The 13,289-nt window shown below is 58.0% G+C and carries 8 protein-coding genes; 5 read left to right on the top strand and 3 right to left on the bottom strand.

All coding sequences use genetic code 11. From position 1 onward, the window contains the following. Positions 1–11: 11 nt before the first annotated feature. Positions 12–2,276: an NAD-dependent DNA ligase LigA gene (gene ligA, locus B9Z42_RS09455; RefSeq protein WP_100133134.1), complete on the top strand. Its 2,265-nt coding sequence runs from the start codon at positions 12–14 to the stop codon at positions 2,274–2,276. Continuing rightward, positions 2,273–2,809 carry a peptide deformylase gene (gene def, locus B9Z42_RS09450; protein WP_100133133.1) on the top strand — a complete coding sequence of 179 codons (537 nt, stop codon included), beginning with the start codon at positions 2,273–2,275 and terminating at the stop codon, positions 2,807–2,809. The genes ligA and def overlap by 4 nt, the downstream gene beginning before the upstream one ends. Here def and B9Z42_RS09445 read toward each other — a convergent pair. Both B9Z42_RS09445 and map read right to left on the bottom strand, forming a co-directional pair. Further along, a complete protein-coding gene (locus tag B9Z42_RS09445) occupies positions 2,806–5,406 on the bottom strand; it encodes a [protein-PII] uridylyltransferase (protein WP_100133132.1) in 2,601 nt (866 codons plus the stop codon). The two genes, def and B9Z42_RS09445, sit on opposite strands and share 4 nt — an antisense overlap. 9 nt (positions 5,407–5,415) lie before the next feature. Further along, complete coding sequence (gene map, locus B9Z42_RS09440) at positions 5,416–6,228, bottom strand: type I methionyl aminopeptidase (protein ID WP_100133131.1); 813 nt, start codon at positions 6,226–6,228, stop codon at positions 5,416–5,418. A gap of 156 nt (positions 6,229–6,384) precedes the next feature. Here map and purL point away from each other — a divergent pair, with 156 nt between their 5' ends. The 3 genes from purL to B9Z42_RS09425 all read left to right on the top strand — a co-directional run bounded on the left by purL (position 6,385) and on the right by B9Z42_RS09425 (position 11,247). Further along, entirely contained in the window at positions 6,385–10,449 is a 4,065-nt protein-coding gene (gene purL / locus B9Z42_RS09435; RefSeq protein WP_100133130.1) for a phosphoribosylformylglycinamidine synthase, read from the top strand. A gap of 65 nt (positions 10,450–10,514) precedes the next feature. Further along, positions 10,515–10,760, top strand: a complete 246-nt coding sequence (locus tag B9Z42_RS09430) for a CopG family transcriptional regulator (RefSeq protein ID WP_100133129.1) — start codon at positions 10,515–10,517, stop codon at positions 10,758–10,760. Between the two features lies 1 nt (position 10,761). Further along, positions 10,762–11,247, top strand: coding sequence for a type II toxin-antitoxin system VapC family toxin (locus B9Z42_RS09425; protein ID WP_100133128.1), 486 nt, complete (start codon positions 10,762–10,764; stop codon positions 11,245–11,247). A 29-nt stretch (positions 11,248–11,276) separates the two neighbouring features. Here B9Z42_RS09425 and B9Z42_RS09420 read toward each other — a convergent pair whose 3' ends face one another. Further along, positions 11,277–13,289 (bottom strand): U32 family peptidase, encoded by a 2,013-nt coding sequence (locus B9Z42_RS09420; RefSeq protein ID WP_100133127.1) that lies wholly within the window; start codon positions 13,287–13,289, stop codon positions 11,277–11,279.

The raw sequence follows: 13,289 nt of genomic DNA, 5'->3' as shown, positions 1-13,289 counted from the left end.
GGCTTTTCAGCATGACGACCGCTGACTTGTTTGGCAGCGACTTGGCTGCTCACCCCCTCACAGACGGTACCGCCGACCCCGCCAAAGACTTGGCCGCGCAAGCTGCCGATCTGCGTGCTCAACTGCACCACCACGGCCACCTGTACTACGTGCTGGATGCGCCCACGTTGCCTGACGCCGAATACGACCGTTTGTTCCGTGAACTGCAAGCCCTCGAGGCGTCGCACCCCGAGCTGCTCACGCCTGACTCGCCCACGCAGCGGGTGGGTGCCAAGCCATTGGACGCCTTTGTCAGCGTGCGCCATGCCGTGCCGATGCTGAGCATCCGTACCGAAACCGACACAGAAGCCAGCGGCGCAGAAGCCTTTGACACCCGTATTCGCAAAGAGCTGGGTCTGACCGATGCAGACACCTTGGTCGATTACGTGGCCGAGTTGAAGTTCGACGGCTTGGCTATGAACCTGCGCTACGAGCACGGTGTGCTGGTGCAAGCCGCCACGCGTGGTGATGGTGAGATGGGCGAAGACGTCACGCAAAACATCCGCACGATGGGGCAAATTCCGCTCAAGTTGCAGACGACACATGGCTCTGATGGGGCGTTTTTGTCGCCAGCACTTGCCTTGGGTGAGGTGGCCTCTGTGGCGAAGGTGCCCGCCGTGCTGGAAGTACGCGGCGAGGTTTACATGGCGCGTGGCGATTTTGAGGCGCTGAACGAACGTCAACGCGCCCGCATCGCCGCTGGCGAAAAGGGCGAAAAAACCTTTGTCAACCCACGCAACGCCGCCGCCGGTGCCGTGCGCCAACTCGACCCGGCCATTGCTGCCCAGCGCCCTTTGAGCTTTTTTGCTTATGGTTTGGGAGCCATTGCTTTCAGCCAAGACGACGGCGTATCCCCGACCGATCAGTCAGATTTACCCTTCGCCACGCATTACGACTTGCTGATGCAACTCAAAGCCTGGGGCTTTCCTGTGGCCGAGCAAACCGCGTGCGTGCAAGGCGCGGCAGGCCTGGTGGACTTTCACCAGCGCATGGGCCAAGCGCGTGATGCGCTGCCGTACGACATTGACGGCGTGGTCTACAAGGTCAACAGCTTGGCCGCACAACGCCAACTGGGCTTCGTCACCCGCGAACCCCGCTGGGCCGTGGCCCACAAATACCCTGCGCAAGAACAACTCACCACTGTGCAAGCCATCGAGGTGCAGGTGGGCCGTACAGGCAAACTCACCCCCGTGGCCAAACTCGCGCCCGTGTTTGTGGGTGGCGTGACCGTAACCAACGCCACGCTGCATAACGAAGACGAAGCCCGCCGCAAAGACGTGCGTGTGGGTGACACCGTGGTGGTACGACGTGCAGGCGATGTGATTCCAGAAGTGGTGTCGGTCGTTTTAGAAAAACGCTTGCAAGACGCACAAATTTTCACCATGCAGCACGTTTGCCCCGTGTGCGGCAGCCCAGCCGTTCGTGAAGAAGGCGAGGCCGATTACCGCTGCACAGGCGGCCTGTTTTGCAGCGCGCAACGCAAGCAGGCCATCCTGCACTTCGCACATCGCCGCGCCGTTGAGATTGAAGACTTGGGCGACAAGCTGGTCGAGCAACTGGTGGACGCCGGTGTGGTCAAAACCTTGCCAGACCTTTACCGCATGGGCTTCACCGCCTTGGTGACGCTGGACCGCATGGCCGAAAAGTCGGCCAACAACGTGTTGGCCAGCATCGAAAAATCCAAAAACACGACTTTGCCACGTTTCGTTTTTGGTCTAGGCATTCGCCATGTGGGCGAGGCCACAGCCAAGGCCTTGGCACGTCACTTTGGCAAGATGGACGCCATCATGGACGCCACCTTGGACCAGCTGCTGCAAGTGGCCGATGTCGGCCCCATCGTGGCGCTGAGCCTGCGCACCTTCTTTGACCAAGCACATAACCGTGAAGTGGTGGAGCAGCTGCGCGCTTGCGGCGTCACATGGACAGAGGGCGAGCCCACAGCGGGGGCAAGCTTGCCGCTGGCTGGCCAAACCTTTGTGCTGACTGGCACCTTGCCCACCCTCAGCCGCGACGAGGCCAAAGATATGCTCGAAGCCTTAGGCGCCAAAGTGGCAGGCAGCGTGAGCAAGAAAACCCATGGCCTAGTGGCCGGCGCAGAGGCGGGCAGCAAGCTGGAAAAAGCGCAAACCTTGGGTATTCCGGTGATGGACGAGGCGGCATTATTAGCTTTGGTGGCGTCGCACAAGCCGGTCGACGATGCGCCTGACTTACCTGAATCGACGAGTACCTCGCCATGACCGTTCGTGAGATTTTAAAAATGGGCGATCCGCGCTTGTTGCGTGTAGCCCAAGCTGTGACCACTTTCAAGACGGCAGAGCTTCAAGCCCTGCTGAAAGACTTAGACGACACCATGATCGCCGCCAACGGCGCGGGCTTAGCCGCCCCACAAATTGGCGTCGATTTGCAAGTGGTCGTGTTCGGTTCAGGCGAATTCAACCCACGCTACCCCGATGCGCCCGTTGTCCCACGCACGGTGTTGATCAACCCCGTGCTCACGCCTGTTGGTGACGAGGAAGAAGAGGGCTGGGAGGGCTGTTTGTCCGTGCCTGGCTTGCGTGGCACGGTGCCGCGTTTCAAGCGTTTGCGCTATCAGGGTTTTGATGAAAATGGCGCACCCATTGATCGCACGGTCGAAGGATTTCATGCGCGGGTGGTGCAACACGAGTGCGACCACTTAGTGGGCTTGCTGTACCCCATGCGCGTGCGCGATTTCTCGCGTTTTGGGTACACCGGTGTGTTGTTTCCGGGGTTGGATGACGCGGAGGATTAAGCCCCCAACGCCGTCAACAACTCCGTCTCAATCGCCAACTGCGCTTTGTTTTGTTGCAACTCGGCGCCGTCGATCAAAAAAGTGTCCTCCACGCGCTCGCCCAAGGTGCTGATTTTGGCCAGCAACAAGTTCACGTTGTGATTGGCTAGAACGCGGGCCACGCTGTACAGCAGGCCCACATGGTCGCTGGCCGAGATGCTGAGCACCCACTTTTGGGCACGCTCATCAGGTTGCAAGGACACACGCGGCGCGATTGGGAAACTTTTCACACGGCGCGACACGCGACCACGTCCCACTGAGGGCAACGGTTTGGCCGCTTGAAGCGCTTCCGTCAAACCGCTCTCCACCATGTTGATGAGATCACGGTAATGCTCATGGGTCAGCGAGGTCACCACTTGAAAGGTGTCAAGCGCGAAGCCATTGGAGGCAGTGTGCACTTTGGCATCCAAGATGTTGAAGCTGGCTTGGTCAAAGTAGCCGCAAATGCGCGCAAACAGGTCGGCCTGATCAGGCGAGTACACCATCACCTGCAAACCTTCGCCGACGGGTGACAAACGGGCACGCACGGTTACCCCCATGGATCGGTCTTCTTTCTTGGCGTTGAACAAGCCTCGTGACAGTTGGCGGGTGTGCCAAGCAATGTCGGAGGCATCGTGACGCATGAAGTAGCCTACGTCCAAGGTGTTCCACAAGTCTTTGTGTGCCTCAAAGGGCAGGGCGTAAAGCGCCAACATGGTCAGGGCTTCGCGCTTGCGGGCTTCCACTTCAGCGTCAGCATCAGGGGCGCGGCCACCCAAAGCGCGCAGGGTGTAGCGGTACAAGTCTTCGAGCAACTTACCTTTCCACGCGTTCCATACTTTGGGACTGGTACCGCGAATGTCGGCGACGGTCAGCAGATACAGCGCGGTCAAGTTGCGCTCGTTGCCCACACGTTGGGCAAAGGCTTGGATGATGTCGGGGTCGCTCAAATCTTGCTTTTGCGCGATGTGACTCATGGTCAAGTGTTCTGCCACCAAAAACTCAATGAGCTGGGCGTCGGCTTTGTCAATACCATGGTCTCGGCAAAACTTGCGCACCTCGCCGCGTCCGAGCTGTGAATGGTCACCGCCACGGCCTTTGGCAATGTCGTGGAACAAAGCAGCAGCAAACAAAATCCAAGGCTTATCCCAACCCGCTGCCAGTTGCGAGCAAAACGGATACTCGTGGGCATGCTCGGCCAAGAAGAAGCGGCGTGCGTTGCGCAGCACCATCAAAATGTGTTGGTCCACGGTGTAAACGTGGAACAAGTCGTGCTGCATTTGACCCACGATACGCCGGAATGCCCACAAATAGCGACCAAGTACAGAAGTTTGGTTCATCAGCCGCATGGCATGTGTCATGCCGCTGGGTGCTTGCAAAATACGCATGAACATGGCGCGGTTGAAGGGGTCGGCTCGGAATTTGGCGTCCATCACGCTGCGTGCGTTGTACAAAGCGCGCAAGGTGCGGGCCGATAAACCGTTGATGCCGACCGTGGACTCGAACAACCAGAAGGTTTCCAAAATGGCATGGGGATCGCGCTGGTACAAGTCGTCGCTGGTGACTTCGAGCATGCCCGCTTTGTCGGCAAATCGTTCGTTGATACGCCGTGGTTCATGGCCTGACGGATGAATGCGTTCTTCGATGTTGAGCAGCAAGATTTGATTCAGCTGCGTGACCGCTTTGGCCGCCCAGTAATAGCGCTTCATCAACGCTTCGCTGGCCACTCGGGCATTTAAGCTGCCGTCCTCTTGCACGCCCAGTCCCAAGCTTTGCGCGACGGCGTGTTGCAGGTCAAACACAAGGCGGTCTTCGCGGCGCTTGGCCGCCAAGTGCAAACGGGTGCGAATGAGGGCCAATGTGGCTTCGTTGCGCTTGAGTTGGCGTGCTTCAAACGGCGTGGCCAAGCCTTTGCTGGCCAACTCGTCCCAACTGCTGCCCAGCCCAGCTGCTTTGGCCACCCACAAAATGACCTGCAAATCGCGCAACCCACCGGGTGACTCTTTGGCATTGGGTTCTAGCGAGTAGGGCGTGTTTTCAAACTTGGTGTGGCGCTGTCGCAGCTCTAAGGTCTTGGCCACAAAGAAGGCCTGCGGGTCCATGGCCTGATCAAAACGTGTTTGAAACGTGTTGAAAAGCGTTGCGCTGCCCACGATCAAACGAGCTTCCAACAGGGAAGTTTGCACGGTGATGTCGGCCGACGACTCATGGATGCAGTCGTCCACGTTGCGCACGCTGGAGCCAATTTCTAAGCCCGTGTCCCAACAACTGCCGATGAAGGCTTCAATCTTGGCTTTGAGCACCTCGTCTTGCTCCGGTGACACACCTTCGGGCAGCAACAGCAGCACATCGACATCTGAATAGGGGTACAACTCGCCACGACCATAGCCGCCTACGGCAGCCAAACACAGCGAATTGTCAAAGCCTGCGTCTTGCCAAAGTTTCCGTAGGGTGTCGTCGGTCAAGCCACATAGCTTGTGCAGCAAACTGCGAACGCTGCGGGTAGCGGTGGAGCGGTTGGACGCGTCAAGCAGCAAAGCAGCCTTGTCCTTCCTGTAGAGGTTAGCCAAGGCGTTCATAGCGATTTTTTAGCAGCAGGTGGTGGTGACGAAGTCGGGCAGTGCGGGGCTGCCTTCAGAGAGAGTCAACACTTCGTAGCCCGTGGGTGTGACGAGAATGGTGTGTTCCCACTGGGCTGACAAGGAGTGGTCGCGCGTGACGATGGTCCAGCCATCGCCCAACTCTTTGATGTCTTTCTTACCTGCGTTGATCATGGGTTCGATGGTGAAGGTCATGCCTTCTAGGAGCGTTTCGCCAGTGCCAGCTTTGCCGTAATGCAGCACTTGCGGCTCTTCGTGGAAAACTTGGCCTATGCCGTGGCCACAAAATTCGCGCACCACCGAGAAGCCGTGACCTTCGGCAAAACGTTGAATCGCAAAGCCGATGTCACCCAATCGTGCACCTGGCTTGACTTTGACGATGCCGTGCCACATGGCTTCATAGGTCAACTTTGACAAACGCTTGGCCGCGATGGATACATCGCCCACCGAGAACATGCGGCTGGTGTCGCCATGCCAGCCGTTTTTGATGACAGTGATGTCGATGTTCACCACATCACCTTTTTTCAGCGGCTTGTCATTGGGAATGCCGTGACAAACCTGATGATTAATTGAGGTGCAGATGGATTTGGGGTAGGGGTTCTTGCCCGACGGGTCGTAGTTCAACGGTGCTGGAATAGCCTGTTGAACTTGGGTGATGTAGTCGTGTGCCAGCTGGTCGAGTTGGTTGGTGGTCACGCCTGGCACCACGTGCGGGGTGAGGAAGTCGAGAACTTCAGAGGCCAGTTTGCCCGCGATACGCATGCCTTGTGCGCCTTGGGCGTCTTTGATGGAGATGGTCATGGTTGTGATTATCCCATTCACGCTGAAACACCTTTTTGCGGGTAGATTTTGTGTACAGATGAACCGTCCTAGCCACGTAAAATCCAATAATCGTCGATCAGCCCCAGTCAGCGGCCCGACTCAATTCGATTTCTGTCTTTTTCTCAAGGCTCCCTCGTGTCCCTGCACCTCAGCATTTTCGAAGGCGGCAACGCCCTCAGCGATTTCCGTGTTCAACAGCTTTTGCCCCGTTTGGCGGCGATTTCTCCGCAAATCAAAGGCTTGAGCGCGCGTTTTGTGCATTTGGCTGCGACCGAGGCCGCGTTGGACGCCCCACAGCAGCAAACTTTGGCTGCCTTGCTCACTTATGGCGAGCCCGCTCTCAAATCACCTGCAGGCACCTTGCTCGTGGTCACGCCACGTTTTGGCACGGTGTCGCCTTGGGCATCAAAGGCCACCGACATTGCGCACAACTGCGGCTTGCAGCTCAAGCGCATTGAGCGCATCACCGAGTTTCACATTCAACTCAAAGACGGCTTGCTGAGCAAAGCCACGCTCACGCCCGAACAACTTGCTGCCGTTGCCGATGTGCTGCACGACCGCATGACCGAGTCCGTGATGCGCACACGCGACGAAGCTCTGGGCTTGTTCACCGAACTGCACGCTGCACCGATGGAGCAAGTGGATGTGCTCCAAGGCGGCGAGGCCGCATTGCAAGACGCCAACAAGCGTTGGGGCTTGGCTTTGGCTGAGGACGAGATTGCGTATTTGGTGAATGCCTTCACCCAACTTAAGCGCAACCCCACCGATGTGGAGCTGATGATGTTCGCGCAAGCCAATAGCGAACACTGCCGCCACAAGATTTTCAATGCTGAGTTCACCATTGACGGCGAAGCGCAATCGCACAGCCTGTTTGGCATGATTCGCCACACCGAAAAAACCAGTCCGCAATACACGGTGGTGGCGTATTCGGACAATGCCTCCATCATGGAAGGCCACACCGTCGAACGTTTTTTGGCCACCAACAATGGCAAAGACTTGCCTCAGTACGGCAAAGTGTCGGCCACCAACCATGTTTTGATGAAGGTCGAAACTCACAACCACCCAACCGCCATTTCGCCTTACCCCGGTGCTTCCACCGGCAATGGCGGCGAGATTCGCGACGAAGGCGCTACCGGCCGAGGCTCTAAGCCCAAGGCGGGTATGTCTGGCTTTACGGTGTCCAAGCTGTGGGGCAGCACGGATGGCAAAAGTTTGGGCCGCCCCTCACACATGGCCAGCCCTTTGCAAATCATGACCGAGGGCCCTTTGGGTGGCGCTGCGTTTAACAACGAGTTTGGCCGTCCCAACCTGACCGGCTACTTCCGAGAGTACGAGCAAGACGTGGCGGGCGTGACCCGCGGCTACCACAAGCCCATCATGATTGCGGGTGGCTTGGGCGTCATTGACAGCGAACAAACCAAGAAGATTGAGTTCCCTGCAGGCAGCTTGTTGATTCAACTCGGAGGCCCCGGCATGCGCATCGGCATGGGTGGCAGCGCCGCCAGCTCGATGGCCAGCGGCACCAACGCGGCTGAACTGGACTTTGACTCTGTGCAACGCGGCAACCCCGAAATTGAGCGTCGTGCACAAGAGGTGATCAACCATTGCTGGGCGCAAGGCAAGAACAACCCCATCCTCGCCATTCACGACGTGGGCGCGGGAGGTTTGTCCAACGCGTTTCCTGAGCTGACCAACGACGCAGGCCGTGGCGCACGTTTTGATTTGCGCGCTGTACCCCTCGAAGAATCTGGCTTGGCCCCCAAAGAAATTTGGTCGAACGAAAGCCAAGAGCGCTACGTGATGGCCATTGCGCCCGAGTCGCTGGAACAATTCAAAGCCTTCTGCGAGCGTGAGCGTTGCCCGTTTGCGGTGGTGGGTGTGGCAACCGAAGAGCGTCATCTCACCGTTGCCAATGAAGATGCAACGTTGGCACACCATTTAAGCACCCCCTCGGGGGGCAGTGACCCACACGCAGTGGGGAGCGTGGGGGCTGCCGTCAACATGCCCATGAACGTGCTGCTAGGCAAACCACCCAAGATGCACCGCGACGTCACACGCGTTGAGCGCACCAGCGCCCCCATGGACTTGACAGGCGTGAGCTTGCAAGAGTCCGTCATCAACGTGCTGAGCCACCCCACCGTGGCCAGCAAACGATTCCTCATCACCATTGGCGACCGCGCCGTGGGTGGCCTGACGCACCGCGACCAAATGGTGGGCCCGTGGCAAGTTCCCGTGGCCGACGTGGCCGTGACCTTGGCCGACTACCAAAGCTTTGCCGGCGAAGCCATGAGCATGGGCGAGCGCACGCCGCTCGCGTCTCTCGACGCCCCCGCCTCAGGCCGCATGGCCGTGGCAGAGGCCATCACCAACTTGTTGGCTGCTCCGTTTGAGTTGCCGCGCGTCAAACTCAGCGCCAACTGGATGGCCGCTTGCGGCGAGCCCGGTGAAGACGCTGCGTTGTACGACACCGTGAAAGCCGTGGGCTTAGAGCTGTGCCCAACATTGGGCATTTCCATCCCCGTGGGCAAAGACAGTTTGTCGATGCGTACGCAATGGAGCGAGAACGGCGAGACCCAAAAAGTGACGTCGCCTGTGAGCCTGATCATCAGCGCGTTTGCGTCCATCCCCGATGTGCGCGGCACGCTCACGCCGCAGCTCAACAACACCGAAGACACCACCTTGGTGTTGGTGCAGTTGGGCGAGGGTAAGCGCCGCATGGCTGGCAGTATCTTGGGCCAAGTGCTCAACCAAGCTGGCGACCAAGTGCCAGACCTTGACGATGCACAAGACTTGGTCAACCTCGTCAATGCCGTGAACGCCTTGCGCGCGCAAGGCAAGATCTTGGCGTACCACGACCGCAGCGACGGTGGCTTGATGGCAGCCGTGTGCGAGATGGCTTTTGCTGGCCAAGTGGGTGTGGCGCTGAATGTGGACATGCTCATCACCGAAGGTGACGGCATCCACGACAGCCGCGCCGAATATGGAGACACCAAGAACTGGGTTTCACAGGTGAGCGCCCGTCGCGAAGAGCTGACGCTGCAAGCCTTGTTCAACGAAGAGTTGGGCGTGGTACTGCAGGTGCTTACCGCTGAACGCAACGAAGTGATGCAAACCCTTCGTGAGCATGGCCTGTCCAAGCACAGCCACTTTGTGGGCAAAACCCGTCCCGCATCAGCTCAGTTGGACCACGGCAAAGGCGCCATCAGCGTGTGGCGCGACACCAAAGAAGTCTTCACCGCCAAGCTGGCGGACTTGCACCAAGTGTGGGACAGCGTGAGCTGGAAGATTTGCCAACAGCGCGACAACCCCGCTTGCGCCGACGCCGAACACGCCGCCGCTGGCAACCCCAACGACCCCGGCATGCATGTGCATTTGCCCGAAGGCATCACCGACAACGTGGCCGCCCCGTTCATCAACGTGGCCGCCAAACCCAAAGTGGCCGTGCTGCGCGAGCAGGGCGTGAACTCTCACATCGAGATGGCCTACGCCTTTGCCGAAGCCGGCTTTGATGCCTACGACGTACACATGACCGATCTGCAAACAGGACGCGCCAAGCTGCAAGACTTCAAAGGCTTGGTGGCGTGTGGTGGCTTCAGCTACGGCGACACCTTGGGCGCAGGCATTGGCTGGGCGCGAAGCATCACGTTCAACCCCGTCTTGTCTGAGCAAATGCAGCAGTTCTTTGCACGCACCGACACCTTCGGTTTGGGCGTGTGCAACGGTTGCCAAATGTTTGCCGAGTTGGCCGACATCATTCCTGGCGCTGAACACTGGCCACGCTTCACCACCAACCAAAGCGAGCGCTTTGAAGCGCGTTTGAGCATGGTGGAAGTGTTGGAATCACCGTCTCTGTTCTTTGCAGGCATGGCCGGTGCACGTCTGCCCATCGCCGTGGCGCACGGCGAAGGCTTTGCAAATTTCAGCCAACGTGGCAACGCAACCAAAGCCTTGCCAGCCATGCGTTTTGTGGACAACCACGGCGCAGCGACCGAAGCCTACCCTTTCAACCCCAACGGCAGCGCCGGTGGTTTGACATCCGTCACCACAGCAGACGGTCGCTTCACAGCCATGATGCCGCACCCCGAGCGCGTGTTCCGTAACGTGCAGATGAGTTGGACAGACTTGGCCGCTTCTGGCGGCGTGGACGCGTTTAGCCCTTGGATGCGCATGTGGCGCAATGCGCGCAAGTGGGTGGGCTAATTAGGGGTTGATCAAGGGGGACCCATTGGGTAATAATTGCAGTATTACCCTAAAAGGAGCTTGTTATGACCACCACAGTCAAACTCACTTTTGATTTAGAAAATGCACTCCGCCAGCGCTGTGCCAAAGAAGGCCGCAGCCTGAGCGAGGTGATGCGCGATGCCTTGACTGCGTACTTGGCCCGTGAGCCACAAACACCGTCCGCGTGGCGACTTGGCAAAGACCAATTTGGCCTTTACCAAGGGCCTGTCAATTTGGCGCAAAACAGAAAAGCCGAATTGACTGACATTTGGAGCGGTAAGCGCCACTGACATGGCGAACAGTTCACTGCCCCTTGAAGAAGCGAGTGCGTCCTACATTGCTACATCCTCTGCCCGTGAAGCCCTGATAGACAGCGGACCCTTGCTAGCCCTGTTCAATGGCTCAGATAACTGGCACGCGCGCGTGGTGGCATGGCTGCAAGCGAACGAGCAGGTTTGCTTGGTTACCACTTGGCCTGTTTTGACGGAGGTCTGTGCACTTTTGGCAAGGCGTATTCACAACCGTGCTGCACTTGATTTTTTATCTTGGGTCGACAAAGGGGGTGTGGCAGTAGACGCACCCGACAGCTGGAGCCTTGCCAAAGTTCTTGAAATCAGCCAGCGCTTTGCGGATTTACCTTTAGATTTGGCCGATGCGTCTATCGCTGAAACAGCGGCGCGGCGTGGCATCAGCTATGTCGTGTCGATTGACAAAGACTTTGATATTTACCGTGATGCGCGGGGTAAATATTTGGTGAATTTATTGCTGTCCTCTTGACTTGATCTGAGTTTGCAACGTCGCTTTGATCAGCTGGAGATGGTCTGAGGACGCGTTTTGAAGAACGTCATCGGCGACTCAGTCATTTCTTTGACGCGCTGATTGAGCACCGATTTCTTCATCTTGCCCACCACATGCATTTCGCAGGGCTTGCAATCAAAACGCAGGGTGAGCTTTTCGCTGCCATTGATGAGCATGAGCGGCTCGGCCTTGACCGTACCTTGCACGCCCGTCACGCCTTTGGCTTGTTTGGGGCACAGGCTCAAGCTGAAGCGCACGCAGTGTTTGGTGATCATTAGGCTGGCCTCGCCCAATTCTTCGTGACTTTCGTACGCGGCTTCAATCACTTTCACGCCATGTTTGGCGTAAAAGTCATGCGCTTTTTGGTTGAACACGTTGGCCAAGTAGGTGAGTGAGTCTTCTGGGTAACTCACCGGCGGCTCAACGGCTGCGGCGCGCTGGGGGCGTGCATACGCTTTGAGGCGGGCAAGTTCCAACTTTTCCACCGCATCTCGGCGCAAGGCGTTGAGCGACGAAGCGGGCACAAACCAAGGCTGGCTGGCATTGACTTGCAGGTTGAGCACTTCAAAAGATGTCGCGCCAAATTTGCTCAAGTGCTCGCGCAGGCTGGCGTCGTTGCGCACCGCGTCTTTGGCGAGTTCTTTTTGGCAGGCGAGGGTGGCGTTGGACGTGTGGCCGTCTTCATCGGTCAGACTCAACACAAAGCCTTGGGGTGTTTCTGAAAACTCAACCCAGACACCGATACGTCGTTCGCTGGATGTTTTCTCTAAGCCACGCACCCAGTCCATGTCGCGGTTGCGGTTGATGACCATGCCGGCCCGTAAATCACGAAAACCTTCGATGGGGTCTTTAGGGAACAAGCGCCACACACCTTTTTTGGCAGTCGTTTCTGCGCGGTTGATGGCCACGCCCACCAGTTCTTTTTGCAGGTCGTAGTAGCACAAGCCGTCGCCGTTGTGCAGCACAGCGGTTTTGTCGTAGGGCTGTACTTCAAGCCAGTTTGGGCCTGTGCCCGTCACTTCGCCCAGCACGATGCCCGGGTTTTTGGGCGAGTCAAACGCGCCGATGTCCTCTTTGCGGCCCTGCACAAAGTAATCGGTGAATTCGCGGTTGAAGTTTTGTTCTGGGTTGGGCGTGAAGTACAGCGTGGTGTTGCCGCTCGATGCGCGGCTGAGGGGTGGACGCTCCGGGTCGGCCGAGTATTGACGAGCTTCGATCAGCTCGTCCATCAACACGCGGTAGTGGCCGGTGATGTTCTTCACATAGGCCATGTCTTTGTAGCGACCTTCGATTTTGAAGCTGCGCACGCCGGCATCGACCAAGGCAGCAAGGTTCTCGCTTTGGTTGTTGTCTTTCATCGACAGTACATGTTTGTCGTGCGCGATGAAGCGACCTTGGGCATCGGTGACGTGGTAGGGCAGTCGGCAGGCTTGGCTGCAGTCGCCACGGTTGGCGCTGCGGCCCGTGTGGGCGTGGCTGATGAAGCACTGGCCGCTGTAGGCCACGCACAAAGCGCCATGCACAAAGAACTCCAAGTTGCAGCGCTCGGCATCGAGCACATCGCTGATGGCTTTGATTTGGGGAAGCGTCAGCTCGCGCGCCAACACAATTTGCGAGAAGCCCACGTCTTGCATGAAGCGGGCTTTTTCAGGGGTGCGAATGTCGGTTTGCGTACTGGCGTGCAGCTGAATCGGCGGCAAGTCCAGCTCCAACAAGCCCATGTCTTGCACGATGAGCACGTCGGCACCCGCGTGGTAGACATCCCACGCCATTTTTTGGGCGGCCTCGAGCTCGTCGTCGCGCAAAATGGTGTTGAGGGTGATAAAGATTTTGCTGTTGAAGCGGTGCGCTTCCTTGCACAAGCGCTCAATGTCTTGCAGCGTGTTAGAGGCGCTGGCCCTTGCTCCAAATGCCGGAGCGCCGATGTACACCGCGTCTGCGCCGTGGTGAATGGCCGCAATGCCGATGTCGGCGTCCCGCGCAGGGGCTAGCAGCTCAATTTGGTGGTTCAACAAAGACAT

It is taken from the genome of Limnohabitans sp. B9-3 (assembly GCF_002778325.1).
Taxonomy (GTDB): domain Bacteria; phylum Pseudomonadota; class Gammaproteobacteria; order Burkholderiales; family Burkholderiaceae_C; genus Limnohabitans; species Limnohabitans kasalickyi.
This window is presented reverse-complemented; position numbering and strand designations above follow the sequence as displayed.